At 68.0% G+C, this 25092-nt stretch carries 25 protein-coding genes; 12 read left to right on the forward strand and 13 right to left on the reverse strand.

Going from position 1 to position 25092, the window contains the following annotated elements; translation table 11 throughout:
* Window positions 1-26: 26 nt before the first annotated feature.
* Window positions 27-497 carry a tetratricopeptide repeat protein gene (locus tag DTQ71_RS17940; protein WP_109565679.1) on the forward strand — a complete coding sequence of 157 codons (471 nt, stop codon included), beginning with the start codon at window positions 27-29 and terminating at the stop codon, window positions 495-497.
* 117 nt (window positions 498-614) lie between these two features.
* The gene (locus DTQ71_RS17945) at window positions 615-2123 is read left to right on the forward strand and encodes a methyl-accepting chemotaxis protein (protein ID WP_170125489.1); all 1509 of its coding nucleotides are present in this window, start codon (window positions 615-617) and stop codon (window positions 2121-2123) included.
* A 34-nt stretch (window positions 2124-2157) separates the two neighbouring features.
* On the opposite strand, the gene DTQ71_RS17950 is transcribed toward DTQ71_RS17945, so the two are convergent.
* From DTQ71_RS17950 to DTQ71_RS17985, 8 genes are all read right to left on the reverse strand, one after another.
* A complete protein-coding gene (locus DTQ71_RS17950; RefSeq protein ID WP_245947641.1) occupies window positions 2158-3228 on the reverse strand; it encodes a TRAP transporter substrate-binding protein in 1071 nt (356 codons plus the stop codon).
* Window positions 3229-3424: 196 nt separating this feature from the next.
* On the reverse strand, window positions 3425-4003 hold the full coding sequence (locus DTQ71_RS17955) for a c-type cytochrome (protein ID WP_109565681.1): 579 nt from the start codon (window positions 4001-4003) through the stop codon (window positions 3425-3427).
* The gene (locus DTQ71_RS17960; RefSeq protein ID WP_170125490.1) at window positions 4000-5265 is read right to left on the reverse strand and encodes a PQQ-dependent sugar dehydrogenase; all 1266 of its coding nucleotides are present in this window, start codon (window positions 5263-5265) and stop codon (window positions 4000-4002) included. The genes DTQ71_RS17955 and DTQ71_RS17960 overlap by 4 nt, the downstream gene beginning before the upstream one ends.
* 113 nt (window positions 5266-5378) lie before the next feature.
* A complete protein-coding gene (locus DTQ71_RS17965) occupies window positions 5379-6671 on the reverse strand; it encodes a TRAP transporter large permease (RefSeq protein ID WP_109565683.1) in 1293 nt (430 codons plus the stop codon).
* A gap of 76 nt (window positions 6672-6747) precedes the next feature.
* Window positions 6748-7326 carry a TRAP transporter small permease gene (locus DTQ71_RS17970; protein WP_109565684.1) on the reverse strand — a complete coding sequence of 193 codons (579 nt, stop codon included), beginning with the start codon at window positions 7324-7326 and terminating at the stop codon, window positions 6748-6750.
* Window positions 7327-7412: 86 nt separating this feature from the next.
* Window positions 7413-8174 carry a DeoR/GlpR family DNA-binding transcription regulator gene (locus DTQ71_RS17975; protein WP_109565685.1) on the reverse strand — a complete coding sequence of 254 codons (762 nt, stop codon included), beginning with the start codon at window positions 8172-8174 and terminating at the stop codon, window positions 7413-7415.
* Window positions 8175-8266: 92 nt separating this feature from the next.
* Window positions 8267-9322: an ABC transporter ATP-binding protein gene (locus DTQ71_RS17980; RefSeq protein ID WP_109565686.1), complete on the reverse strand. Its 1056-nt coding sequence runs from the start codon at window positions 9320-9322 to the stop codon at window positions 8267-8269.
* A gap of 3 nt (window positions 9323-9325) precedes the next feature.
* Entirely contained in the window at window positions 9326-10108 is a 783-nt protein-coding gene (locus tag DTQ71_RS17985) for an IclR family transcriptional regulator (protein ID WP_109565687.1), read from the reverse strand.
* Window positions 10109-10262: 154 nt separating this feature from the next.
* On the opposite strand from DTQ71_RS17985, the gene DTQ71_RS17990 reads away from it, so the two are divergent.
* Window positions 10263-11513 (forward strand): ABC transporter substrate-binding protein, encoded by a 1251-nt coding sequence (locus tag DTQ71_RS17990; RefSeq protein ID WP_109565688.1) that lies wholly within the window; start codon window positions 10263-10265, stop codon window positions 11511-11513.
* A 127-nt stretch (window positions 11514-11640) separates the two neighbouring features.
* The gene (locus DTQ71_RS17995; RefSeq protein ID WP_109565689.1) at window positions 11641-12093 is read left to right on the forward strand and encodes a hypothetical protein; all 453 of its coding nucleotides are present in this window, start codon (window positions 11641-11643) and stop codon (window positions 12091-12093) included.
* Between the two features lie 287 nt (window positions 12094-12380).
* Here DTQ71_RS17995 and DTQ71_RS18000 read toward each other — a convergent pair whose 3' ends face one another.
* The gene (locus DTQ71_RS18000; RefSeq protein ID WP_170125491.1) at window positions 12381-12653 is read right to left on the reverse strand and encodes a hypothetical protein; all 273 of its coding nucleotides are present in this window, start codon (window positions 12651-12653) and stop codon (window positions 12381-12383) included.
* Between the two features lie 194 nt (window positions 12654-12847).
* Here DTQ71_RS18000 and DTQ71_RS18005 point away from each other — a divergent pair, with 194 nt between their 5' ends.
* The 8 genes from DTQ71_RS18005 to DTQ71_RS18040 all read left to right on the forward strand — a co-directional run bounded on the left by DTQ71_RS18005 (window position 12848) and on the right by DTQ71_RS18040 (window position 22066).
* Window positions 12848-13786 carry a carbohydrate ABC transporter permease gene (locus tag DTQ71_RS18005; RefSeq protein ID WP_109565691.1) on the forward strand — a complete coding sequence of 313 codons (939 nt, stop codon included), beginning with the start codon at window positions 12848-12850 and terminating at the stop codon, window positions 13784-13786.
* Between the two features lie 125 nt (window positions 13787-13911).
* The gene (locus DTQ71_RS18010; RefSeq protein ID WP_109565692.1) at window positions 13912-14760 is read left to right on the forward strand and encodes a carbohydrate ABC transporter permease; all 849 of its coding nucleotides are present in this window, start codon (window positions 13912-13914) and stop codon (window positions 14758-14760) included.
* Window positions 14761-14762: 2 nt separating this feature from the next.
* A complete protein-coding gene (locus tag DTQ71_RS18015) occupies window positions 14763-16892 on the forward strand; it encodes an alpha-galactosidase (RefSeq protein WP_109565693.1) in 2130 nt (709 codons plus the stop codon).
* 175 nt (window positions 16893-17067) lie between these two features.
* Complete coding sequence (locus DTQ71_RS18020) at window positions 17068-17835, forward strand: SDR family NAD(P)-dependent oxidoreductase (protein WP_109565694.1); 768 nt, start codon at window positions 17068-17070, stop codon at window positions 17833-17835.
* Between the two features lies 1 nt (window position 17836).
* Window positions 17837-18709: a 2-dehydro-3-deoxygalactonokinase gene (locus tag DTQ71_RS18025; RefSeq protein WP_109565695.1), complete on the forward strand. Its 873-nt coding sequence runs from the start codon at window positions 17837-17839 to the stop codon at window positions 18707-18709.
* On the forward strand, window positions 18706-19311 hold the full coding sequence (locus tag DTQ71_RS18030) for a 2-dehydro-3-deoxy-6-phosphogalactonate aldolase (protein WP_109565696.1): 606 nt from the start codon (window positions 18706-18708) through the stop codon (window positions 19309-19311). The genes DTQ71_RS18025 and DTQ71_RS18030 overlap by 4 nt, the downstream gene beginning before the upstream one ends.
* Window positions 19308-20174 carry an SMP-30/gluconolactonase/LRE family protein gene (locus DTQ71_RS18035; protein WP_109565697.1) on the forward strand — a complete coding sequence of 289 codons (867 nt, stop codon included), beginning with the start codon at window positions 19308-19310 and terminating at the stop codon, window positions 20172-20174. The genes DTQ71_RS18030 and DTQ71_RS18035 overlap by 4 nt, the downstream gene beginning before the upstream one ends.
* On the forward strand, window positions 20171-22066 hold the full coding sequence (locus tag DTQ71_RS18040) for a beta-galactosidase (protein ID WP_109565698.1): 1896 nt from the start codon (window positions 20171-20173) through the stop codon (window positions 22064-22066). Before DTQ71_RS18035 ends, DTQ71_RS18040 begins: the two co-directional genes overlap by 4 nt.
* On the opposite strand, the gene DTQ71_RS18045 is transcribed toward DTQ71_RS18040, so the two are convergent.
* From DTQ71_RS18045 to DTQ71_RS18060, 4 genes are all read right to left on the reverse strand, one after another.
* Window positions 22044-23036, reverse strand: a complete 993-nt coding sequence (locus DTQ71_RS18045) for a type I glyceraldehyde-3-phosphate dehydrogenase (RefSeq protein WP_109565699.1) — start codon at window positions 23034-23036, stop codon at window positions 22044-22046. The genes DTQ71_RS18040 and DTQ71_RS18045 overlap by 23 nt on opposite strands.
* Before the next feature lie 40 nt (window positions 23037-23076).
* Window positions 23077-23427 carry an H-type lectin domain-containing protein gene (locus tag DTQ71_RS18050; RefSeq protein ID WP_109565700.1) on the reverse strand — a complete coding sequence of 117 codons (351 nt, stop codon included), beginning with the start codon at window positions 23425-23427 and terminating at the stop codon, window positions 23077-23079.
* 79 nt (window positions 23428-23506) lie between these two features.
* Window positions 23507-23929, reverse strand: a complete 423-nt coding sequence (locus tag DTQ71_RS18055) for a F0F1 ATP synthase subunit epsilon (RefSeq protein WP_109565701.1) — start codon at window positions 23927-23929, stop codon at window positions 23507-23509.
* A 28-nt stretch (window positions 23930-23957) separates the two neighbouring features.
* On the reverse strand, window positions 23958-25040 hold the full coding sequence (locus tag DTQ71_RS18060) for an SGNH/GDSL hydrolase family protein (RefSeq protein WP_109565702.1): 1083 nt from the start codon (window positions 25038-25040) through the stop codon (window positions 23958-23960).
* Window positions 25041-25092: the final 52 nt, after the last annotated feature.

Below are 25092 nucleotides of genomic sequence, written 5' to 3' on the forward strand. Positions count from 1 at the left end.
GCCACACTGAGCGCGAGGAGGAGCGCATGAAACGGATTGCCTTGGCCCTGGCCCTGCTGGCCCTGCCGGCCGCCGCCGATATCGAGGAGGCGCGCGACCTGATGGAGGCGAACCGCTTCGAGGAAGCCTATGACGCGCTTTGGCCCGCCGCCCGTTCGGGAAATGCCGACGCGGAAGAACTGATCGGCGTGATGTACGCCCTGGGCCTGGGCGTGGAGCGCGACGAGATGCGCGCCTTCGACTGGTATCTGCGCTCGGCCATGAAGGGGCATCCGGGCGCGCAATCGGGTGTCGGCTGGTATTACGAGGTCGGCACGGGCATGCCCGCCCCGGACCTGGTGCGCGCCTATATGTGGTATGCTCTCTCGGCCATCGGCGGCGACCCGGACGCGGCGATCAGCCAGGAAGAAGTGGTCAAGAAGATGACGCCGGAGCAGATCGCCCAGGCCCATGCGATGGTCGACGACTACAAGGTCTGGATGTACCCGTTCCGCTAGCCGCCTTAAGGAATCCTTCAACCAAGCGCGATAGCCCGGTCGGGTCCTGTCCCCGCCAGAGATCGCGCGCCGATGCCCAGATTCACCCGATCGCAGCCGCCGCAAACCGCCCCTGAGGTGTTCGCGATCTGCGCGCTGGACCTGGACGCGCATCTGACGACCGTCCTCTCCCAGGCCTTCGACGTCCCCGCCGCCGAGGTGCCGCGCCCGGTCTTCGACATGGCCCGCGCGCGGATCGAGGCAGCCTTCCTCGGCACGCCCGAAGAGCGGATCGAACATCAGGACAAGCTGGCCCGTCGCATGACCGATCGGGGCGAGAGCTTCGAGACCTATGCGGACACCCATCAGTTCCTCCAAACGCTCATGCTGGGCACGCTGTTGGAGCGGACGCAGCGCTTTCTCGGGCTGGGCGAAACGGGGGCCAGGATCTTCCTGGGCGCGATGAATGCGGACCTGATGGGCGTGATGCGCGCCTTCGGCCGTCTGGACGAAGCCGCCCGCGCGGCGGAGCGGCGGGCGCTCCAGGAGCGGCTGCGCGACGGGCTGGGCGCGGTGCTGCGCGCGGCACGGGCCGGGGACCTGTCCTGCCGGGTGGAGGGTCGGTTCGACGACCCGGCACTGGCGGCGATCGGAACGGATCTGAACGCGCTCATGGACGCCTTGGGCGCGGGGCTGCGCGCGGCGATGACGGCGCTGCGGGCCCTGGCGCAGGGGCGGCTGGACGCCCGGATGGAGGGCGGGTTCGAGGGCGACTTCGCCGCGCTGCAGACGGATCTGGCGACCTCGATCTCGGCCATGGCCGAAACGATCTCGCGCATCCGCGACATCTCCCAGCAGATCGCGCGCGCGGCCGACGAGTTGCATCTCACCGCCGACGCTCTGGAGGACCGCGCAGGGGCGGAGCGGGACAATCTCGACGTGCTCACCGATGGCGCAGGCGCCATGCGCGATGCGCTCGACGCCAACCGCGCCGCCGCGGAAGAGGCGGGCGAGGTGCTCCGCCTGCTCGGCGAGGAGGCGCAGCAGGCCGGCGCGGGTATCGCCGCCGTGGCGGAGGGGATGGGCCGGATCGAGGAGGGAAGCGCCTCGGTCCGCGAACTCGCCGATCTGATCGACGCCATCGCGCACCAAACCCATCTGTTGTCGCTGAACGCCGCGGTCGAGGCCGCGCGCGCGGGCGATGCCGGGCGCGGCTTCGCCATCGTCGCGACCGAGGTCCGCTCCCTGGCGACGCGGGTGACGAAGGGGGCGGACGACATCCGCGCCCATGCCGAGGAGAACGCCGAGCAAGTCCTGCGCAGCCGCCGCATGACCGACGACACCGGCGCCGCCCTGTCGAAGCTGCGGGAGCGGCTGGTGGAGATCGGCCATGTCGTCGACGGCATCACCCGCTCGGGCGAGGCGCAGGCGGACCGGTTCGGGGTCATCGAGCAGACGGTGGAGGCCATGTCGGATCTGGTCGAGCGCAATGTCGAGGCGTCCCGGGGCGGGGTCGCGTTGGCGCAGGGGCTGGCCGACGCCACGCGCGATCTCTCCGACTTGGTGGAGAGTTTCGAACTGGCGGAGGTCGCCCCCCCGGCGGACGCGAGAGAATCGGAGGAAAAGGGCGACATCTGGGCCGCCTGACGGGCCGGGCGCGAACGCCCGGCCCGGGTTCAGATCAGTTCAGCTCCGCGTCGCGGCGGGCGTTGATCTCGGCCTCGGCCTCTTCGATGGCCGCGCGGAAGTTGGCGAGCATCTCCTCGCCGCCATCCACATTGTTCGCGAACCAGTCGTAGACGGGGGCCGCGGCGTCCTGGAAGGCCTGCTTCTGCTCGGGCGTGGGCACGTAGAGGTTGCCGCCGCCGGCCACGAACTCCTCATAGGCCTGGATCGACTTGCGCTTGGGCGAGGCGAAGGTGGCTTGCTGGAGCGCAGAGAAACCATCGACGATCACGCGCTTCATCGCGTCGTCCATCTCCTGGAACTTCTGGTTGTTCATCACCCAGATGGCGGCCATGTAGGCGTGCCCGTCCAGGGTGACGTATTGCAGGCCCGCATCCGGGAACTTCATCCCCATGATATCGGTGATGCCGTTCTTGGAGCCCTCGACGACGCCCGTCTGGAACGAGGTGAACAGCTCGGGCCACGGGATCGGCGTCGGCGAGGCGCCCAGCGCGCGAACCAACTCCTGCGGGAGGTCGGCCACGACGGTGCGGATCTTCAGACCGGCCAGATCCTCGGGATTTTCGACCGGGCGCACGGTGTTGGCAAAGTTGCGCCAGCCGCCGGTATTGCCCACGGTCATGATCCGGATGGTGTCGCCGGAATCCTCCAGCGCCTTCGCCCGCAGCTGCGCGACCAGATCGGTGCCCGTCAGCACCTCCTCGGCGATGCGGTCATCGGCCATCAGGTAGGGCAGGTCGAAGATCTGGACGTAAGGAAAGATCCCCGCGGCGCCGCCCGAAGTGGTCACGAAGATGTCGATGGAGCCGTCGGCCACGCCCTGAAGGCACTCCGCCCCGTTGGAGCAGAGCTGCGTGCCGATGAACAGCTCGACGGTGATCGCGCCGTTCGAGGCGTTCTCGACATAATTCTTGAACACGACGAGGCCGTCATAATCCTCGTCGTTCTCGTTGGAGTTCGCCGTGGCGCGCAGATTGATCGTATGCGCGTCTGCCCAGGCCGCGGCGCCCGGCAGCGCGACGAGCGCGGCCAGAGCCCCGGCCTTGAGCATGGATGCGAGTTTCATGTCTTTCCTCCCTCTGGGCGCATCCCAACGATGCCCCCGTTCTCGCCGCAAACCGCGGGTGTCCCCCCGCGCATTCGGCCTTTCCCAGTCCGAGGCGGCCGATCCGGCCGCCTCCCTTCTCGAACGGGGGCACCTGGCGCGATGCCCCTGCTTGCGTCCATCGCCCGAGGGCGAAGGAAAGCGCCTCTGCCCACCGTCACTCCGGCGGCGTGATCTCCAGCACGATCTCGGCGTACCAGTTGGCCACCTCGCGGATCTCCTCGTCGGTCAGGTCCGCGGCGATGCCGGACATCACCTCGTGTTCCCTCCGACCGCTGCGGAATGCCTTGAGCTGGGTGTCGGTGTAGACGTTGACCTCCCCCGCGAGGTTGGGCGCGTCCGGCACGACGGCCAGTCCGTTCACCCCGTGGCAGCCGGCACAAAGCTCCGGCGCGTCGTCCTCCGAGACCCCCTCGGGCAGGGTGGCGACGACATCATGGGCGGCGTACCAGGCGGAAACGTCGGCGATCTGTGATTCCGAGAGGCCGCCCGCGACGATACTCATCATCTCGTGCTCGCGCGCGCCGGTCTTGAAGGCCATAAGCTGCGCGGCGAGATACTCCGCCGGTTCGCCGCCGATATGCGGCGCGATGGGGATGGCGGCATAGCCGTCCAGCCCGTGACAGGTACGGCACATATTCGCCACCTGCCGACCCGCGGCCGGATCGCCGGCCTGGGCCGGGATGCCCCCGGCGAGCGTGAGCCCGCCGAGGATCAGTGTGAGGGGTCGGATCATCCGTCCTCGCTCGGGTTGTAGGCGATCCGCCAGATCGCGCCCGCGAAGTCGTCCGACACCAGCATGGAGCCGTCCGGGAGGAACTCGATATCCATCGGGCGCCCGCGATATTCGCCGGTGTCCTCGTTGAGCCAGCCATCGGCGAAGACCTGGGCCCCGACCGCATCGCCCGTCTCCGGGTCGAGCGCGGTGAACATCACCCGCGCGCCCACGGGCGTCGTGCGGTTCCACGATCCGTGCTGCGCCCAGAAGATGCCGCCGTGATACTGCTCGGGGAACGAGTCGTCGTGGTAGAAGCGCATCCCTAGATCCGCGGCATGGGCCGTGAGCTCAAGCTGCGGCTCGATGAATTCCACGCCCTCGGGACGGGGATGCTCGCTCTCCGATACGATCTCGACGCGCGAGTTCGTCCAGGGGAAGCCGAAATGCTGGCCCGCCGCCGTCTGGCGGTTCAGCTCGCCCGGCGGGATGTCGTCGCCCATGCCGTCGACCTGGTTGTCGGTCCACCAGAGTTCGCCCGTCGCCGGGTTGAAGTCCTGGCCGACCGAGTTGCGCACGCCGCGGGTATAGACCTCGCGGCCCGATCCGTCGGTGTTCATGCGGATGATGCCGCCGATGCCGATCTCGTCATACATCTCGATCTTGTCGACCGGCTGCACGTTGTGAGGTTGACCGAGCGAGACATAGAGCATGCCATCCGGACCGATATCGCAGACCCGGGCGGAGTGGTTGAAGCTCTCCTCCTCCGGCGGGATCAGCTCGCCCTGCGCAACCACCGTGCCCACCGCGATGTCCGGGCTCTCGAAGAAGAACTCGGCGGCCGGGAATACCAGGATGCGGTTCCGCTCGGCGATGTAAAGGAACCCGTCGGGCGAGAAGCAGGGCCCGTTCGGAATGTCGAACGACACCGACGGCGCGAAGTCCTTCACCTCATCGGCGACGCGGTCGCGGTCGCGGTCGACGATCGACCACACCTTGTCCTTGCGCGTGCCGGCGAAAAGCACGGTGCCCTGCGGCGCCATGGCCATGGACCGCGCATCGGGCACGACGGCGTAGAGGCTGACCTCGAACCCGTCGGGCACGTTGATATGCGGGACGATGTTCCGAAGGGCCTCGGCCCGGTCTCCCTCCTGATCGATATAGGTGAAGGTCGCATCCGTCCGCTGCATGTTGGACAGCTTGTCCATGTTGTCCTGAGCCAGGGCCGGCGCGGCCAGGGCCGTCGTCGCCGCCAGAACAGTCAGCATGTGGGATCTAGTCATGTAAGGTCCTCCCTTGGTGCGGGACCTCGCATCACCCCTCCTCCGAGGCGCGAGGCCCGGACCCAGAGCCTGACCGTTTCTCTCATGGCAAGTCAACGGCTTCCGCATCGCCATCACAGGAACCCGAAGAAGCGCGGCAGGGCGAGGGAGATCGGCGGCACGTAAGTTATTAGGAATATCACGAGGATCTCGACGGCCAGGAAAGGCAGGATCGCCTTGGCGATGGTTTCCACCCGTTCCCCCGAGACGGAACTCGCAACGAAGAGCACAAGCCCCATTGGCGGTGTCGCCAGCCCCACCGTCAGGTTGACGGACATGATGATGGCAAAATGCACCGGGTCGACGCCAAGCTCGACGAAGATCGGTCCCAGGATCGGCCCGAGGATGATGATCGCGGGCCCCGCATCCAGGAACATGCCGACGATAAACAGCAGCAGGTTGATCAGCAGCAGCAGGACCAGCGGGTTCTGCGACAGCGACAGGATGAACTCCGCCAGCGCCTCGGGCGCGTGGCTCAGCGCGACCACAGTCTTGAACGCCAGAGCCGCGCCGACCAGCAGCAGCACCACCGAAGAGATCAGCGCCGCCTTGCCCAGGATGTCCGGCAGGTCGCGCCAGGACATCTCCCGCAGGATGAAGAGCGAGACGAGCGCGGCGTAGGCCACGGCCACCGCAGATGCTTCGGTCGGAGTGAACCAGCCCAGCAGGATGCCGCCCAGGATGATGACCGGCGTCATAAGGGGGAAGAACGCCTTGAGAGAGGCCCGCCCCTTTTCGGGCCAGGTGGCGCGGCGCTTGAGCGCGGGCATCGCGTCCGGGTTGCGGCGGGCGATGATGTTGGTGACGATCATCAGGCCGATGCCGACCAGGGCACCGGGGATGATCCCGGCGAGGAACAGGGCGGCGACGGACTGCTCCATCACGTAGGCGTAGATGATCATGATCCCCGAGGGCGGGATAATCGGCCCGATCACGCTCGACGCCGCGGTGACGGCGGCGGCGAAGCGGCGGGTGTAGCCCTCCTTCTCCATGGCGGGGATCAGCATCGACCCCAGCGCCGAGGTGTCGGCCACGGCCGAGCCCGACAGACCCGCGAACAGCATCGACGACAGGATGTTCACCTGCGCGAGCCCGGCGCGGAAATGGCCGACGCAGGCCTGCGCGAATTCGACGAGACGCAGGGTGATCCCGCCCCGGTTCATCATCTCACCCGCCAGCATGAAGAATGGGATCGCCATCAGCGGGAAGCTGTCCATCCCGTTATAGGTATTGCGGTAGAGCAGGACGAAGTCTTTGGCATCGCCATTGAGCCAGAGCATCACCCCGGGCGCGGCCAGAAGCGCGAAGAAGACCGGCAGCCCGACCATCAGGAGCAACAAGAAGAGCGGCAGGAACCAGACTAGCACGACGCGCTCTCCTTCGCGGACTGGGTGGGATCAGACGTGACGCCGAACGGCAGGGCGGCGGAGCTTTGGGCGCGCATCATTCCGCCCCCACCGTCGACGCCTCGGGAATGACCGGCAGATCGTTCCCGGCGCCTGCCATGACCGCGATCTGGCGCAGGATCAGCTCCACCGTCACCGAGACCATCATGGCCAGTCCAACGACAAGCGAGGCCATCATCCACGAGCGGGGCATCTTCACCCAGCCCTCGAGGGTCGGATAGTAAAGCGACGATGTCTTGAACCGGCCGGAAAAGCCCGTGACCTCGGCAAAGCCGATCTTGACCCCAACGACCAGCACGACCAACGACAGCAGAAGCAGGAACAGCGTCAGCAGGCCGCCAGCGATGCGCGGCAGGACGAGCTGGATCATGTCGATAGCGACGAAACCGCCCCGCCGCAGGCCCGTCGGCGCCACCACCATCAGCCACAGCATCAGAAAGCGCGCCGCCTCCTCGGGCCAGGGCAGCGGGTTCGAAAGCACGTAGCGCCAGAAGACCTGCACGAGGATGAAGACGACCATCAGCGCCATGCAGACGATCCCGACCCCGCGCCCGAGCGTGAGCACAGGCGCGTTGACCAAGGCGAGCACGCGCGCGCCTGTGACATGCCAAGCCATGAGACCTCCCTGTTCGCGCGGACTTTCGATCTCGCGCGCCTCCAGCTTCGACCCTTTCGAAATCGAAAGCGTGTGTCAAGCGCCGATCAGACCGGAACCACCACCAGATCGACCTCGCACCGGGCGCAGAGCGTCGAGACCCAGTCCGGCGCGCCGGAATCCGTCACCAGCGTGTCGACATCGTCCAACGCGCCGAATCGGACCGGGGCGCTGCGGCTGAACTTGGACGAATCGACCGCCAGGACGACATGGCGCGCATGGGCCATCATCGCGCGGCAGACCTGCACCTCGGCGAGGTCGAAATCGAGCAGCCCGCCATCTTCGGCCACGGCCGCCGCCCCGATCACCGCATAATCGGGCCGGAACTGGCGCACATAGTCCACGGCTTCGGCCCCCAGGATCGCGCCGTCGCTGCGCCGCACCGCGCCCCCGGGCACGACTGCTTCGATCCCCGGCAAAGCACGGATTTCCGCCGCTAGATCCACGTTGTCGACGATGATCCGAAGCTGCCGGGCCCCGGTCATCATACGCACGGCCTGCGCCGTGGTGGTGCCCGCGTTCAGAAACACCGCGCCCGTCGGCGGCAGCCGTGCCGCAACGGCGGCCCCGATGGCGCGCTTGGCGTCGCGGCCCGTGCCCTCCCGCTCGGACGGAGGCGTGTATTCGACGCCACCGAGCAGGGTCGCCCCGCCGTGGAAGCGGACGACCCTGTGCATGTCGGCCAGAACTTGCAGATCCTTGCGAATCGTCTGCGGCGTCGTGGCGAATCGCTGCGCCAGGTCTTCGACCCGCACGCGGGACGTCTCCTCGATCAGCGTCAGGATCTTCTGTTGGCGTTGCGAAAGCATCGGCCCCCCTCCCGACGGGGAGCTTGACGCAAAACCGAAAGAAACGAAAGCTCAGATCGTCCGGACGCTCCGCTTCGAAAGCCGCGCGCGTTTCAACGGATCCGCCGCTCCGTCGCCGCGTCGAACACCATGATCCGCTCCGGCGCGATCGTTAGCCCGACCTTGTCGCCCTCGGAGGACCGGATGTCGCCGCGCTCCTCGACGATCAGCTTCTCGCCGGTCGACGCCGTCAGATAGGCATAGCTGACCCCGCCCAAAGCCTCGGTCAGATCGACGGTCAGGGATCCGCCTTGCGACAGTTCCAGATGTTCGGGCCGCATGCCGACGACGACCTCCGCCCCCTCGGAAGGCAGGGTGACAGGCGGGGACACGCGCGTGCCGAGCGCCGCTACCTCGACCGCGCCCTCCGTGACCACGCCCTTGAGGAAGTTCATCGAGGGCGACCCGATGAAGCCCGCCACGAAGCGGTTATCCGGGTCGCGATAGAGATCGAGCGGCGCGCCCACCTGCTCGATCCGGCCGCTGCGCAGCACGACGATCTTGTCGGCCATGGTCATGGCCTCGACCTGATCGTGGGTGACGTAGATCATCGTCGCGCCGATCTCTTTGTGGAGCCGCGCGATCTCGACCCGCATCTCGACGCGCAATTCGGCGTCGAGATTCGACAGAGGCTCGTCGAACAGGAACACCTCGGGCCCGCGCACGATGGCCCGGCCGATGGCGACCCGCTGCCGCTGGCCACCGGACAGGGCCGCGGGCTTGCGCTTGAGATATTCGTCCAGCTTCAGGATCCGGCTGGCTTCGCCGACCTTCTGCTTGATCTCGGCCTTGGGGTGCCCGTTCATCTTCAGGCCGAAGCCCATATTCTCCTCGACGGTCATATGCGGGTAGAGCGCATAGGTCTGGAACACCATCGCCACGCCGCGCTGCGACGGATCCTCGCGCGTCACGTCCCGCGGCCCGATCATGACGGTCCCGTCCGAGGTCTCTTCCAGCCCGGCGATCATCCGCAGGAGCGTGGACTTCCCGCAGCCCGACGGGCCGACGAAGACGCAGAACTCGCCCTCCTCGATGTCCAGGTCGATGCCGTGGATCACCTGAACGTCGCCATAGCGTTTGATCACGCCCTTCAGTTCGACGCCTGCCATGCCTCACTCCTCCCCTTTGTCCGGAAAACGCCAATCGCGCAGATCGCCGGATATCTTCGTGACCGCCGCCCGAAGCGCCGGCAGATAATCGTCGAGCGGCCCGGGCCCGTTGGTCGTGACCGAAACCGCTCCCTGCACCCGCCCCTTGGCCGACAGGACCGGCATCGCGATACAGCGGATGCCGGGCTCGTGCTCCTCCCGGTCATAGGCGTGGCCGGCGGCGCGGATCTCGGCCAGTTCGGCGCGCATCGCCTCGGGCGTGGTGATGGTATTGGGCGTGAAGCGGTGCCAGCTCTGCTGGGCCAGCACCGGCGCAAGCTCCGCCTCGGGCAGAAAGGCCAGCATCGCCTTGCCCACGCCCGTGCAATAGGCCGGCCCGACCTTGCCCGCATCCGAATACATCGGCACCCGCGTCGTCGCGTTCCGCTTGTCGACATAGAGCACCTGCGCCCCGTCCAGCTGCGCCAGGTGGACGGTCTCGCCGACCGCCTCGCTCAACTCGTCCAGATACGGCTGCGCGATGGGGGCAAGGCTGGACTGCGCCCAGGCGGCATGGGCCATGCGCACCAGGCGCATCCCCGGCGCGTAGGTTCCCGAATCGGGGTCCAGCCGCAGCATGCCCTGGTTCGTCAGTGTCTGGAGCAGGCGATAGGTCGTCGCCTTGGGATAGGGCGACTGATCCATCACTTCCGAAAAGCGCACGGGACGACCCAGCGCCGCTACGCGGTCGAGCACCTCCAGGGCCTTGCCCACGGTGCCATCGCTCCCCCCCCGCTGGACGTTCACGCGATCCTCCTTGCGTCAAACCGTTTGACGAGCCGGGCCGTCAAACTGGTTGACAGGCTAAGCGGAACGGGGGACAGTTTTCAACATAAGAAACCCGGTTTCACTATTTGGGACACCAGATCGACCGGGTCATGGACGCAACTGGGAGGAAATCATGCGATCCATCCTGACGGCCCTGGCCGCCACCACCCTATTGACCGCCCCGGCCCTAGCCGATGGCCACGTGTCGCTCTCGGGCGACTTCAAGATCGTTTCCGACATGTCCAACCCGGCGCCCCGCGCCGTGATGGAGGGGCTCGCCGCCCAGTTCGGCGAGTTGCACCCGGAGCTGAACGTCGAGCTCGAGGTCGTCGACCGCGAAGCCTGGAAGAGCCAGATCCGCAACGTGCTGAGCGCGAACCCGCCCGACGTGGTGAACTGGTACGCGGCCAACCGGATGGGGCCCTATGTGAATGCCGGGCTGTTCGAGGACGTCTCCGACCTCTGGAACGAGATCGAGGGGCTCGACGCCGTCAAGGGCGCGATGACCATCGACGGCAAGCAGTGGGGCGTGCCCTACACCTACTACCAGTGGGGCGTGTATTACCGCGAGGACATCTTCAACGAGCTCGGCCTGGAAGAGCCCGAGACCTGGGAACAGGAACTGGCGAACTGCCAGGCGATCCTCGACTCGGGCCGCAAGTGCTACACCATCGGCACCCGCTTCCTGTGGACCGCCGGCGGCTGGTTCGACTACCTCAATATGCGGACCAACGGCTTCGACTTCCACATGCAGCTGGCGCAGGGCGAGATCCCCTGGACTGACGACCGCGTGCGTCAGACCTTCGCGAATTGGCGCCAGCTGATCGACATGGGCGCCTATATCGACGACCATCAGAACTATAGCTGGCAGGAGGCCCTGCCCTTCATGGTCAACGGCGAGGCGACCGCCTACCTGATGGGCAACTTCGCCGTCGCGCCGCTGCGCGATGGCGGCCTCAGCGACGACCAGCTAGACTTCTACCAGTTCCCGGTCATCAACCCCGATGTCGAACTGGGCGAGGACGCGCCGACCGACACGTTCCACATCCCGACCGGGGCGGAGAACAAGGAAGCCGCGCGCGAATTCCTGAAATTCGTCACCTCCGCCGAGGTCCAGACCCAGATCAACGCGGGCGACGCGCTGGGCCAGCTGCCGGTGAACGCGAACTCCTCGGTCGATGACGACGAGTTCCTGAACCAGGGCTTCGAGATGCTGTCGCAGAACGCCACGGGCGGCATCGCCCAGTTCTTCGACCGGGATTTCCCGGCCGAGATGGCCGCCATCGGCATGGAAGGCCTGCAGGAGTTCATGGTGTTCCCGGACAACCTGGACGACATCCTCAACCGCCTGGAGCAGGCGCGCCAGCGCATCTACGCCAACTGATGCAGGGGCGGGGGCAGCCCCCCGCCCTACGGCCCCGCCCTCCCTTAGGGCGGGGATTTCCCCGCCGCCCCCGACCCATCCGCATGGCCCCCGCCATCCGCATGTGCCGGAAGAGGACCGCCGCCCCATGATCCGTCTCGCCCTGATTCTGGCCTTCCTATCCGCGCCCGCGGCCGCGCAGGACCTCCGCGGGGAGTGCCGCGACGGGTCTCTCTGGTGGGCAACCGACGGCGCCGCGGGGCTCGGCCCCTGCGAGAGCCCCGAGGAAGGTTTCTTTCGCCTCACCTGCACCGCCGGCACGACGACGATGCGCGTGCTCAGCCCCTATCCCATCGCCGTGGATCAGCGCGGCACAGCGGACCTGACCATCGACGGCCGCCGGTGGCGGCTGGAGGGCATCGGGGCCGACGACCCCCAGACGGGCCAGCGCGTGCTCGTTGACATCGAGATGCCATCGGAGGTGCTCCAAGTGCTCGCGGCCGGTGCGCAAGCCCGCCTGGACATGCCGACCGAGACCCGGCTCTTCCACCTCGTCGGCAGCGGCGCGGCCATCGCTGCCTTACGGGAGAGCTGCGAATGAGGCCTGATCGACGCTCGGACCTTGGCCTCGCGCCCGGCACGATGCCTGACCAGCCCCCCCCCGAGCGATGCGATCGGCAGCCGACCGCTGGCGGGCAGCGGGGCCGCCGACATGGCGGAAACCGCGGCGAGGGTCATCGTCTCACCGGGCCGCTGCTCTTGGACATGCTCACTCTCGGTCAGCCCGAAAGCTGTGAAGGTGTCCCTCGCGAAAGCCCGGGTCCTGCGCGGCGGCTGGGCCGCGACGTCATCGGCTGCAAGCCCGATGAGATCACGTGCGGAGACCGGTCAGGCCGTGTCGCCGCTCATGGCGGAGACGAAGACGAGACCCGTTCCCACGCCGATTGCAGCCGGCTTGGCGCCGGTCGCACCGAAGAGCTCCCGGGGGCCGTTCCGAACCCCGATACGCTCTTTGGGGTCGCGGACCGCATCAGACATGGCAAAACCCTCGGTCAGAGCACCGACAGGCAGCCTGCCGGACAGGCGGATCGACACGTTGGACGCGGTCTCGTCAAGACTGATGGCGACGGGCACCGTCACCGCGCCAATCGCAGAAAGCAAGCGGCCCGCCGTGACGCGGGCCGGCGGCAACGCATCGAGCCCTGTCTTTTGCACGTATCGCAGCCCTTCCAGGACCTGAACGCGGACGAAAACTCGGGCCGAGCCCGTTCCTGCCCCCCCGCCCCACATCACCGCCGCACCGTTCCATGCCGGATCGATCCTGACGAGACCGCATCCCCAACCGGAGACGCCGCATGACCACGCCCACCCCCGCCGTCCCCGACACGCATCCGCCCGCCGACACCCGGTCCTGGTACAAGCGCAACGAGATCCGCGTGACTCCCTGGCTGTTCCTCGCGCCAGGCCTGCTGTTCTTCGCGGTCTACGTCGTCTTCCCGATCTTCCAGAGCTTCAACATCTCACTCTATCGCTGGGACGGGCTGGGCGAGGCGACCTTCATCGGCCTGGACAATTATCGAGAGCTGGCAACCGACCGCGCCTTCGAGGTCTCGTTCTGGAACAACCTGAAATGGCTGGTCCTCTACCTCCTGGCGATCCCTCTGGGCCTGGCCATCGCGCTGTTCCTCAACCAGACGGTGACCGGCATCCGTCTCTACAAGTCGCTGTTCTTCTTTCCCTTCGTGATCTCCCAGGTCGTCGTGGGCCTGGTGTTCAGCTGGTTCTACCTGCCGCAAGTGGGCCTTCTGAACGTGGTGCTTGGCTGGTTCGGGACCTCGATCAACATCCTGGGCGACCCGGATCTCGCCACCTATGGCATCATCGCGGCCGGCCTCTGGCCGCAGACGGCCTATTGCATGATCCTCTACCTGACCGGCCTCAACGCCGTTGACCCCGAGCAGGTCGAGGCCGCCCGCCTCGACGGCGCCAAGGGCTGGCGGATGCTCTGGTATGTCATCATCCCACAACTGAAGCCCGCCACCTTCATCGCCTTCGTCGTGACGATCATCGGCGCGCTGCGGTCCTTCGATCTGATCTCGATCATGACCAATGGCGGCCCCTTCGGCTCCACACGGGTGCTCAGTTTCTACATGTTCGAAAAGGCTTTGGCCGAGTTCGGCTTCCGCATGGGCTATGGCGCGGCCATCGCGGTCGTTCTGTTCCTCATCATGCTGGTCTTCATCGCCTACTTCCTGTGGTCGATGTATCGCGACGAGCAGGAGGCGCGGCGGTGAGCCCGGCCCGCAGGCCCCGTAGGGCGGGGTTAACCCCGCCCTACCAAGGAGGCTCCCAATGACCCGCGCCGCGTTCGACGCCCTCCGCGCCAAGCTGCCGAAATCCGTTCGCGAGGCCCTCTGACATGTTCCCCCGTCCGATCCAGACCCAATCCGCCGCGGCCCAGGCTACCTACAAGGCCGCGCTCCCGGTCGTTCTCATTCTCTGGCTGCTGCCGCTCATCGCGGTGATGCTCTTCTCCGTCCGCCCCGAGGCGGATTTCTCCAGCGGCAATTACTGGGGCATGCCGTCGAGCTTCGACCTGATCCCGAACTATTCGCGCGTGTTCTTCGACAGCGACATGCCGCGCTACCTGCTGAACTCGCTGCTGATCACGATCCCCACCGTGATCGGCACCGTCGCTCTGGCCTCGATGACGGGGTTTGCCCTGGGTGTCTACAAGTTCAAGGGCAACCTTCTGATCTTCTTCATGTTCATCGCGGGCAACTTCGTGCCCTTCCAGATCCTGATGGTCCCCGTCCGCGACCTGACAATCGACCTGAACCTCTATGACACCAAGACCGGCCTCGTCCTCTTCCACATCGCGTTCCAGACCGGCTTCTGCACGCTCTTCATGCGCAACTTCATCCGCGCCCTGCCCTATCCGCTGATTGAGGCGGCCCGGGTCGAGGGCGTCGCCGAATGGCGCATCTTCTGGTTCGTCGTCATGCCGCTGATGAAGCCCGCCATCGCCGCGCTGGCCGTGCTGGTCTTCACCTTCATCTGGAACGACTATTTCTGGGCCATCGTTCTGACCCAAGGCCCCGACAGCCAGCCTGTCACGGCGGGCATCACCGCCTTCAACTCGCAATACCGCGCCGCCTATCACCTGATGAGCGCGGGCAGCATCGTCGCGGCCCTGCCGCCCGTCGCCATGTTCTTCCTGATGCAGAAGCACTTCATCGCGGGCCTCACCCTCGGCGCGGTCAAGTAAGCATGTCCGACGCGCTTCCTCTCGGCGCGACCGGCGCCCGCACGGTCGTGCCAAATCGCTGCTGGCGGCTGGATGACAGCCACCAGACAATGATCCTGTCGGCAGTCGGCGACCGGCTGCCGGAAGTGGTCTATTGGGGCGCCCCCCTGCCCCGCGATGCGGATCTCGCAACGCTCCACGCCGCCCAGGCCATCGACGTCACCGGCGGAATGCTGGACGAGACCCCGGACCTGTCCCTCTGCCCCGAGGCAAGCCGGTCCTTCCCCGGCCAACCCGGCCTGAGCCTGCGCGCCGGGGACGGCACGCCGATCCTACCCCGCTTCGCCTACGCGTCGGAAGACGCCCATGACGGGCTGATGATCCTGCGCTACCGCGACGCGGCCCATGGCCTGACGCTCGCCTTGCACCTGCGCTCTGACCCCGACACCCGTGTCATCACGCTACAGACGGCGCTGGAGGCCGACCGCCCGGTTCATCTCGACTGGCTCGCCGCGCCCGTCCTGCCCGGCCCCCAGCAGAGCCAGGAAATGATCGACGTGGCCGGCCGCTGGATCGGAGAGTTCCAGCTCAACCGCACCCCCTGGTCCCCCGGGCTCCATGTCCGCGAGAACCGGACAGGCCGCACGGGCCACGAGCATTTCCCCGGCCTGCTCGTTCCCGGCACCGGCACAAGCAACACGCGGGGCGAGGCCTGGGCCTTCCATTACGGCTGGTCCGGCGGCCATCGAATGATCGCCGAGGAATTGCCCGACGGCCGCCGCCAGATCCAATGGGGCCACGCCACCACGACCGAGCCCCGCCCCGCCACACGGTTCGAGAGCGCGCCGCTCTTCGTCACCTACTCCGCCGCCGGCCTCAACGGCTGCGCCCTGGCCTTCCAGCGCCACGTCCGGGACCGCATCGTGCGCTGGACCTCCGACACGCCGCGCCCCGTCCATTACAATTGCTGGGAGGCCGTCTATTTCGACCACCAGCTGCCCGTCCTGACCGAAATCGCCACCCGCGCCGCCGCTCTTGGCGCCGAGCGCTTCGTGCTTGATGACGGCTGGTTCGGCCGCCGCGACGACGACACGAGCGGCCTCGGCGACTGGCAGATAGACCGGCGCAAATGGCCCGACGGGCTCCAGCCGCTCATCGATCACGTCCACCGGCTCGGCATGACCTTCGGCCTCTGGGTCGAGCCGGAGATGATCAACCCCGACAGCGACCTCTACCGGGCCCACCCGGACTGGGCGCTGGGCGCCGCCGACCAGACTCTCGGCCGCCAGCAGATGGTGCTCGACATGGCGCAGGCGGAGGTGCGCGACCACCTCCACGCGGCACTCTCCGCGATCTTCCGCAACCACACCATCGACTACGTCAAATGGGACCATAATCGCGTCCTGCCTGCCCCGGATGCGGACCAGACCCGCGGCACCTATGCCCTGCTCGACCGCCTCCGCACCGACTTCCCGAAGATCGAGATCGAGAGCTGCGCCTCCGGCGGCGGCCGCATCGATTTCGGCATCCTTCAGCGGACCCAGCGCGTCTGGCTCAGCGACTCGAACGACGCACTGGAGCGCTTGCGCATACAGCACGACGCCGCGCTGTTCCTGCCGTTCGCCGTCACCGGTTCCCATGTCGGCCCGCGCCGCTGCCACACCAGCGGTCGGACCCTCGACATCTCCCTGCGCGCCTGGGTGGCCGCCCAGCGCCATATGGGCTTCGAGATGGACCCGCGCGAGCTGACCGAGCACGAGGCGCAGGTCCTGCGCGACGTGACCGCCTGGTGGAAGCGCAATCGCGATTGGATGACCCGCGCCGACATCCACCGTCTCGACAGCCCCGACCCCGCCGTGATCGCCGAGCAGCAGCTCGCCCCCGACGGCGCGCGCTTCGTGGTCTTCGCGGGCAAGGCCGCGACCTCCTCTCAAATCCTGCCCCGCCCTCTGCCCCTAACCGCGCTCGACCCGGAGGCGACCTACCGGATCGAGCTGATCAATCGGGCCGACGCCCCCGCGCTCAGCCGCGGCATGCCCGCGCTCAAGGACGGCCCCGTCGACCTGCCCGGCGCCTGGCTAATGGGCCATGGCCCGGTCCTGCCCTGGCACTTCCCCGAAACGATGTGGGTGCTGGAGGGCCGCCGCCTTTGACCCTCCCCTCGCCCGCAACCGCACCCACGGCCACTCCCTCATCTTGCCGGAAATACCTCGGGGGGAGTCGGCCCCGCCGACGGGGGGCAGAGCCCCCCTTCCCCCGCTCCGCGCCCGCAGCGCCCCAGTCCCGCCCGACTCGCCCCCCGTCCCGCCCGACTCGAAAGGTCCGATCATGACTGCCCCCACCTATCCCGACCTCCGCGACGCCTCGGTCTTCATCACCGGCGGCGGCTCCGGCATCGGCGCCAGCCTGACCGAGGGGTTCCTGCGCCAGGGGGCCCGCGTCGCTTTCATCGGCCGCTCCGACGCCAGCGCCTTCGTCGATGAGATGGAGCAGGCCACCGGCAATCGCCCGCTCTTCCTCCAGGGCGACGTCACCGACATCGCCGGCCTGCGGGCCGCGATGGACCGGGCGGCCGAGGCGCATGGCACCATCACCCGCCTCGTCAACAACGCGGCCAACGACCAGCGCCACAAGACGCTGGAGGTCGACGAAGCGTTCTACGACTGGTCTCAGTCGATCAACCTCAAGTCCTATTTCTTCGCCTGCCAGCACGCGATCCGGGGGATGCAGGCGGCGGGGGGCGGCCATATCGTCAATTTCAGCTCGATTTCCTACATGATGGGGAATGCGGGATACCCGATCTACACCGCTTCCAATGGCGGCATCACCGCCATGTCGCGCAGCCTTGCGCGGGAGTTCGGGCCCGACGGCATCCGCGTCAATGCCCTGGCCCCCGGCTGGGTGCTGACCCAGAAACAGCTCGACATGTGGGCCGACCCCGAGGGCCTCGCCGCCCATCTCGACCGGCAATGCCTGAAGGAGCACCTGAAGCCCGAGGACATCGTGAACCCGACCCTGTTCCTCGCCTCCGACGCGTCCCGTATGATGACCGGACAGGCCATGGTCGTCGATGGCGGCGTCGTGGTAACGGGGTAGCATGACCCGCTGGATCGCCGTCGATTGGGGCACGAGTACCCTGCGCGCCACGCTGATGCCCGACCGGGAGACCCGGGCCAGCGGCAAGGGCATGGGCGTGCTCGCCCCCGGCGCCTTCGAGGCCGCGTTGCTGGAGCTGGTCGGCGACTGGATCGAGGGGCCGACCCGGATCGTGGCGTGCGGCATGGTCGGCGCGCGGCAAGGCTGGGCCGAGGCGCCCTATGCCGCCCTGCCCGCCAAGCCGCTGGGCGCGGGGCTGACACGCGTGGCGACGCAGGACGCCCGGCTCGATGTCCGCATCGTGCCTGGCCTGAAGCAGACCGCCCCCCACCCGGACGTCATGCGCGGAGAGGAGACGCAGATCGCGGGCATCCTGGCCGAAAAGCCCGATTTCGACGGGATCGCCTGCCTGCCCGGAACCCACACCAAATGGGCCCATCTCTCGGCCGGTGAGGTGATCAGCTTCCGCACGGTGATGACCGGAGAACTCTTCGCCACCCTCTCGACCCACACCGTCCTGCGCCATTCCCTGACCGGTGACGGCTGGGAAGAGGCGCCCTTCCTGGAAGCGGTCTCCGACGCGCTCTCCCGCCCCGAGACGCTGGCTGCGCGCCTGTTCGAACTCCGTGCCGCGGATCTGCTCTATGGACAGGATGCCGCCATCGCCCGCTCCATCCTCTCCGGCCTGTTGATCGGGGCGGAGCTGGCCGCGACCCGGCCCTGGTGGCTGGGCCGCGACGTGGTCATCACCGGCTCCGAGCGCACGACCCGCGCCTACGATGCCGCGCTACGCGCGCAGGGACTCATCCCGAAACTTCTGCCGGCCGAGGCCATGACTCTCGCCGGACTGACCGCCGCCAAGGACTTGCCATGACCCGACCGCTCATCGCCATCCTGCGCGGGATCGCGCCAGACCAGGCCACCGAGGCCTGTGCCGCCCTGATCGAGGCGGGCATCACCACGATCGAGGTGCCGCTCAACTCGCCCGACCCGCTCCGCTCCATCCAGGCGATGGCCGAGGCCCATGGCGACCGTGCCAAGATCGGCGCGGGCACCGTCCTGACCGCCGGTCAGGTCGACGCGGTGGCCGATGCGGGTGGGCGCATCATCGTCTCGCCAGACGCCAATCCGGCCGTCATCGCTCGAACCGTCGCGCGCAAGCTGGAAAGCTGGCCCGGCGTGTTCACCCCCACCGAGGCCTTCGCCGCGATCCGCGCGGGCGCCACGGGGCTCAAGCTCTTCCCCGGCAGCATGGCCGGGCCCGGCGGGCTCAAGGCGATGCGCGCCGTGCTGCCGCCCGAGATCCCGGTCTATGCGGTGGGCGGCGCGGGGCCCGAGAACTTCGCCGACTGGATCGCCGCAGGGGCGGCGGGCTTCGGACTGGGCACAGCGCTCTATTCCCCTGGCATCTCCACCGAAGAGATCGCCGCCCGCGCCGCCGCCATCGTCGCCGCCTATGACGCGGTTGCAGCATGATCGCCGCGCGGATCTACGACGAGACGGTCTGCCGCTTGGGCGAGGGCCCGCTCTGGCACCCGGAGCGCGAGCAATTGTTCTGGTTCGACATTCTCGAGTCGACCCTGCTGACCCGCGAAGGCGACGAAACCCGCCGCCTCCCCGCCCCGGAGATGGTGAGCGCGGCAGGCTGGGTCGACCGCGACACGCTGTTCGTCGCGGGCGAAACCGGGATCTGGCGCCTCGACATTCCTTCGTGCCGCTTCGACCGGCTGGCGGAACTGGAGGCCGACAACCCCGTCACCCGCTCCAATGACGGCCGCGCCGACCCGGTGGGCGGATTTTGGATCGGGACCATGGGGAAACAGGCCGAACCGGGCGCGGGCGCGATCTACCGCTATTTCCGGGGTGAGATCCGCAAGCTCTTTCAGGACCTGACGATCCCGAACACGATCTGCTTCTCCCCTGACGGGCTGACAGCCTATTTCGCAGACACCCATCTCGGCGTCGTCTGGCGTCAGCCGATCGACCGGGCCGGCTGGCCCTCCGGCAAGCCCGAGGTCTTCGCCGATTTCTCGGGCGTGGGCCTCGCGCCCGACGGGGCCGTCTGCGACGCCGAGGGCAACCTGTGGATCGCGCAATGGGGCGCATGGCGCGTGGCCTGCCACGGACCGGACGGCAGCTTCCGTCGGGCGCTCTCCTGCGGGGCGGCGCACACGACCTGCCCGGCCTTCGGCGGACCAGACCTGACCCGGATGTTCGTCACCTCCGCCACGCAGGGCGTGCCGGTGGAGTCCCTGGCAAATCAGCCTGGCGCCGGGCGCACCTGGGTCGCGGATCTGGGCGTCGCCGGCCAGCCCGAGCACCGCGTGGTGCTGCCATGACGCGGACCCTGGGCACCTGTTATTACCCGGAGCACTGGCCCGAGGCCTGGTGGCCGGAGGACGCGCGCCGCATGGCCGATCTGGGCCTGACCTGGGTCCGCATCGGCGAATTCGCCTGGTCGAAGATCGAGCCCGCGCCGGGCGCGTTGCGCTGGGACTGGCTGGACCGCGCGGTCGACGTGCTCACCGGCGCGGGGCTGCGCGTCGTCATGGGCACGCCGACCGCCACACCGCCGCGCTGGATGCTGACCAAGCATCCCGACATGCTGGCCGTCGACGCCCAGGGGCACCCGCGCGGCTTCGGCTCCCGCCGGCATTACTGCTTCAGCCATCGCGGCTACCGCAAGGAAGCGGTGCGCATCGCCACGCTGATGGCCGAGCGCTACGGCGACCGGGTGGCGGCCTGGCAGACCGACAACGAATACGGCTGCCACGACACCGTGCTCAGCTATTCCGACGCCGCCCGTGACGCCTTCCGCGACTGGCTGCGCCGCCGCTACCAGACGACGGATCAGCTCAACGCCGCCTGGGGCAACGTGTTCTGGTCGATGGACTATGCCTCCTTCGACGAGATCGACCTGCCGAACCTCACCGTGACCGAGCCGAACCCCTCCCACGCGATGGCCTTCCGCCGTTTCGCCAGCGACGAGGTGGTGGCCTTCAACCGTGCCCAGGTGGACGCGATCCGCGCCCATTCCGATGCCCCCATCGCCCATAACTACATGGGCCGCGTGACCGAGTTCGACCATTACGAAGTGGGCGCCGATCTCGATATCGCCTCCTGGGACAGCTACCCGATGGGGTTCCTTCTGGACCGGGTCGGCGCGTCTGAGGCGGATAAGCAGGCCTATCTCCGCCAGGGCGACCCCGATTTCCAGGCGTTCCACCACGACCTTTACCGCGCCGTCGGACGGGACCGCTGGTGGGTGATGGAGCAGCAGCCCGGACCGGTGAACTGGGCGCCCTGGAACCCCGCGCCTCTGCCCGGCATGGTGCGGCTCTGGTCCTGGGAGGCCTTCGCCCATGGGGCCGAGGCGGTCTGCTGGTTTCGCTGGCGCCAGGCGCCGATGGCGCAGGAGCAGCAGCATGCGGGGCTGTTGCGCCCCGACAGCGCCCCCGCTCAGGGCTTCCACGAGGCGGCGCAGGTCGCGCGCGAACTGGCCGAAGCCCCCGAGGTCGCGCCGGTCCGAGCGCCCGTCGCGCTGGTCTTCGACTACGCCTCGCAATGGGCCTGGGAGGTGCAGCCGCAGGGCCAGGGCTTCGACCATTTCGGCCTGTGCCTGGACCTCTATCGCGGGCTCCGGGGCCTGGGCCTGTCCGTCGATATCCTGCCTCCGGACAGCGCGGACCTGTCGGGCTATGCCCTGACGCTGGTGCCCGGCCTGCTGAATTTGAGCGACGCCCTGCGCGCCGCCATCGCCGCCGCGCCGGGCCTCGTCCTGACAGGCCCGCGCACCGACCTGAAATCGCCCGAGATCGCGATCCGCACACCGCTCGGCCCCGACCTGCCTGGCCTCCCAGCCCAATCGGTCATGGAGGAGACCTTCCCCGACCGGCGCCAGTTGGAACGGGGCGGGGCGATCAAGCTCTGGCTCGAACATCTCGAGACGGAGGCCGACGTGATCGAGCGGACCGCGGACGGCACCCCGGTCCTGCTGCGCGCCGGGCGACGCTTCCACCTGACCGGTTGGCCGGACCGTGACGCGGCGCGGCGCCTGCTGGGCATGCTGGCGCGGGAAGCGGGGCTGGGAACGATCGAACTGCCCGACGGGCTGCGCGTGCGCGACACGGGAACGGAGCGCTTCGTCTTCAACTATGCGGCCCACCCGCAGGAGTTCGAGGGCCACCTCATCGCGGCGGCGGATCTCCTCAGGCTCCCGCGCCCATCCTGAGCGCCATCTCGATCATACGGTTGGCGAAGCCCCATTCGTTGTCATACCAGCCGAAGACCCGGATCAGCCCGCCCGCGGCGGCCCGGGTCTCGGCGGGCATGTGGATGAGGCTCTCGGGGCGGCCACGCAGATCGGACGAGACGACCGGATCCCGCTCCACCCCGATGACGCCGCCCGCCCCGGCAATGGCGGCGTTCGCCTCATCGGGCGTGACCGCCCTCTTCGGCAGGAAGACGAGATCCACAGCCGACACACTGGCCACAGGCACCCGGACCGACTGACAGGGCACCCGGCCCGCGAGATGCGGCAAGACCTGGGCCACGAGCCGTCCCGCGCTGGTCGTCGTCGGCACCATCGACAGCGCCGCCGCCCGGCTGCGCGCGGGCGGCCCGCCCATCGCCATGTCCACGGTCGGCTGGCTGCCGGTATAGCAATGGATCGTCGTCATCGACCCGCTCTCGATCCCGAAGGCCCGGTCCAGCACCGCCAGCAGCGGCGCGACCGCATTTGTCGTGCAGGAGGCGTTGGAGACGATCCGGTGATCGGAGCGCAGCTCGCCCTCATTGGCCCCCAGCACGATGGTCGCATCCGCGATCCCGGATGGGCCAGACATCAGGACGCGGCCCGCCCCCGCAAGCAATCCGCGCTCGGCCTCGGCGCGCTGTTCGGTGCGGCCGGTGCATTCGAGCACGACATCGACCCCGGCCAGCGACAGGGTCCGCAGATCCGGCGTGCGGTGGAACGGGATCGCGCGGCCCGCGACACGTAGCACCGCGTCGCCCCCCCGCACCTCACCCGGATAGGGCCCGAACACGCTGTCATAGCGGAAGAGATAGGCGCAGGTCTCTAGCGGCGCGATGTCATTGATGCCCACGACCTCCAGATCCGGCCCCGCCCCGGCCAGATGCGCCCTGAGGATCGACCGGCCGATCCGCCCGAACCCGTTGATGAAAACCTTCATGGCCGCCATAGACCGCGCCCCGCGCGCGGCTGTCAAAGGCGGATGCGTATCAATACAAGTCCCACTCGTCCGAACCGGCCACCTCTCCGATGGCGCTCCAGTCGGCCCGGAGGCGCGCCAGACGACTGTCGCCCCAGGTCTTCAGAATCAACTCCGCCCCCTCGCGCGTGACCTCGCCATGGCTCAGGTCCAGACGGAGATTCGCGGAACTGTCGATATCGAGCAGCGCAAGGCCGGTCATGAGCGCGGGCGGCGACCGGAACGGTTCGGAGAAGGTCACGCGGCAGCGAACCTCACGCGGCCCCTCGCCAACCCACATCGGACCGCCCTCGGCGAAATCCGAAAACAGCATTTCAGAGCCCTGATCGATCCCGATCATATGGTTACGAAGTCGCCGCATCGGCCTCTCCCCAAATGGCCCCAAAACCGCAAAGGCCCCGCGCAATGCACGGGGCCTTTGGAAAATTTACCGGATCGCCTCAGAGGCTGGACGCGTCCGCGCTCAGTCCGATATGGCCACCCATCGCGACCATGTCGGCGACCAGCTTGGCCGCGGCGTCGACGGCGCCTTCGGCCCCGCCTGCCTCGTGGGCTTCCTTATGAGCCTGCTTCGCTTCGGCGAGCCATTCGTCCAGGACCTCTTGGGTGACGTCCGAGACATGCAGCGCCCGCTCGGCCAGGACGGTGACGCCCGCGCCGATCTCGGCAAAGCCGCCGGTGACGGCATAGCTGTCCTCGGTGCCACCGGCCTCGACGGTCAGGATGCCGGGACGCAGCGAGGTGATGGTCGGCGCGTGGTCGGCCATCGCGGTCATGTCCCCTTCCGTTCCGGGCAGGCGCACGGCGGTCGCGTCCTCCGTCGACGTCAGCCTGCGCTCGGGGGAGACGAGTTCGAACTTCATGGATCAACTCCTGACGGTTTGGTGCGGTCTACCCTTGCTGGGGCACGGCTTCAAGTTGCTCCGGCGGCGCGGCCGGCACTTCCAGCAGGAGACCCTGGAGACCGAATTTCGCCTCCAACTGCTGCCCCGGCCGGGACGGCAGGAAGTTCGAGGCCGCATGGGATCGCACGGCGCCGGAATACTGGACGCCGACCCGCGCGCCCGCGGGCACGGGCAAGCCTTCCCCCAGCAGCGATTCGACGGGGACGAGACGCAGTTGCGGGTTGATCTTGCCCGCCCGGGGCGAGGTCATGAGATGCACCGTGTTCCGCCGCGCCATGACCGCGATGGGCCCCGCGCGCAGATAGCAGAGCCCCGCGACGCCGAGCAGCCGCGCATCGACCTCCAGCGGATCGGCCAGGGCCGGCCCCTCCCCGACCATGTGATAGTCGATGCTGAGCAGGCTGTTGGTGAAGGTCCGACGCTCGACCCCTTCGAAGCGGTCGAGGAAGACATGGGATACGTCGCGCTCGAGATGGAGCGGCGGCACGGAGGCCGGCGGCCGCGCCTCCTGCACCGCGCGGATGACGCAGTTCGCAATGGTCCGGCTGGGGCGCCGGGCCCGGAAATGGAGCGGGTCGGAATAGAGCGCCTCGGCGGATCCGTCCACGAGGGCGAGAAGCCGCTCCGTCGCGTCGGCGACCACGAGGTCGTAATGCGCGAAGAGCCGCGCGAGGCCCGCATAGTAATTGGCCGCCAGATCCCCGGTGAGGGCGTCGTGCTCGCGCAGGACGAGGGGGACGAAGGCCAACCCGCGATGCAGGCATTCCCGGACGATGCGTTCGACATTGGCCAGCAGGACCTCGCAGGTCATGCGATCCTCGTAGCCTAGGTTGACGACATCGTTGATCGCGTATTCCCACACCACGACGGGGTTCTCGTCCGGCTGGGGCAAGGGCCCCTCGATCAGACGGCTTAGCCCCATGAGCGAACTGTTCGCCCCCGCCGACAGATTGCGTAGCGCGTAGCCATCCGACGCCCAGACCGCCCGATTCGCCAGCTCCTTCGTCCAGCCCGACGGCTTGACCGAGTTCGAGCCCCCGATCACGATGATCGACTTGCCCTTTCTCATCCTGCGCTGGTGGCCTCCGGGGAAAAAAACTGGCCCCGTGACAGAGGTCACG

It is taken from the genome of Jannaschia seohaensis (assembly GCF_900116765.1).
GTDB lineage: Bacteria > Pseudomonadota > Alphaproteobacteria > Rhodobacterales > Rhodobacteraceae > Jannaschia > Jannaschia seohaensis.

Excerpts from the sequence above, each read along its gene's own strand:
- DTQ71_RS17940 (WP_109565679.1), top strand. The coding sequence starts at position 27 with ATGAAACGGATTGCCTTGGCCCTGGCCCTGCTGGCCCTGCCGGCCGCC.
- DTQ71_RS17950 (WP_245947641.1), bottom strand. The coding sequence starts at position 3,228 with ATGAAACTCGCATCCATGCTCAAGGCCGGGGCTCTGGCCGCGCTCGTC.
- DTQ71_RS17955 (WP_109565681.1), bottom strand. The coding sequence starts at position 4,003 with ATGATCCGACCCCTCACACTGATCCTCGGCGGGCTCACGCTCGCCGGG.
- DTQ71_RS17960 (WP_170125490.1), bottom strand. The coding sequence starts at position 5,265 with ATGACTAGATCCCACATGCTGACTGTTCTGGCGGCGACGACGGCCCTG.
- DTQ71_RS17970 (WP_109565684.1), bottom strand. The coding sequence starts at position 7,326 with ATGGCTTGGCATGTCACAGGCGCGCGCGTGCTCGCCTTGGTCAACGCG.
- DTQ71_RS17975 (WP_109565685.1), bottom strand. The coding sequence starts at position 8,174 with ATGCTTTCGCAACGCCAACAGAAGATCCTGACGCTGATCGAGGAGACG.
- DTQ71_RS17980 (WP_109565686.1), bottom strand. The coding sequence starts at position 9,322 with ATGGCAGGCGTCGAACTGAAGGGCGTGATCAAACGCTATGGCGACGTT.
- DTQ71_RS17990 (WP_109565688.1), top strand. The coding sequence starts at position 10,263 with ATGCGATCCATCCTGACGGCCCTGGCCGCCACCACCCTATTGACCGCC.
- DTQ71_RS17995 (WP_109565689.1), top strand. The coding sequence starts at position 11,641 with ATGATCCGTCTCGCCCTGATTCTGGCCTTCCTATCCGCGCCCGCGGCC.
- DTQ71_RS18005 (WP_109565691.1), top strand. The coding sequence starts at position 12,848 with ATGACCACGCCCACCCCCGCCGTCCCCGACACGCATCCGCCCGCCGAC.
- DTQ71_RS18010 (WP_109565692.1), top strand. The coding sequence starts at position 13,912 with ATGTTCCCCCGTCCGATCCAGACCCAATCCGCCGCGGCCCAGGCTACC.
- DTQ71_RS18015 (WP_109565693.1), top strand. The coding sequence starts at position 14,763 with ATGTCCGACGCGCTTCCTCTCGGCGCGACCGGCGCCCGCACGGTCGTG.
- DTQ71_RS18020 (WP_109565694.1), top strand. The coding sequence starts at position 17,068 with ATGACTGCCCCCACCTATCCCGACCTCCGCGACGCCTCGGTCTTCATC.
- DTQ71_RS18025 (WP_109565695.1), top strand. The coding sequence starts at position 17,837 with ATGACCCGCTGGATCGCCGTCGATTGGGGCACGAGTACCCTGCGCGCC.
- DTQ71_RS18030 (WP_109565696.1), top strand. The coding sequence starts at position 18,706 with ATGACCCGACCGCTCATCGCCATCCTGCGCGGGATCGCGCCAGACCAG.
- DTQ71_RS18035 (WP_109565697.1), top strand. The coding sequence starts at position 19,308 with ATGATCGCCGCGCGGATCTACGACGAGACGGTCTGCCGCTTGGGCGAG.
- DTQ71_RS18040 (WP_109565698.1), top strand. The coding sequence starts at position 20,171 with ATGACGCGGACCCTGGGCACCTGTTATTACCCGGAGCACTGGCCCGAG.
- DTQ71_RS18045 (WP_109565699.1), bottom strand. The coding sequence starts at position 23,036 with ATGGCGGCCATGAAGGTTTTCATCAACGGGTTCGGGCGGATCGGCCGG.
- DTQ71_RS18050 (WP_109565700.1), bottom strand. The coding sequence starts at position 23,427 with ATGCGGCGACTTCGTAACCATATGATCGGGATCGATCAGGGCTCTGAA.
- DTQ71_RS18055 (WP_109565701.1), bottom strand. The coding sequence starts at position 23,929 with ATGAAGTTCGAACTCGTCTCCCCCGAGCGCAGGCTGACGTCGACGGAG.
- DTQ71_RS18060 (WP_109565702.1), bottom strand. The coding sequence starts at position 25,040 with ATGAGAAAGGGCAAGTCGATCATCGTGATCGGGGGCTCGAACTCGGTC.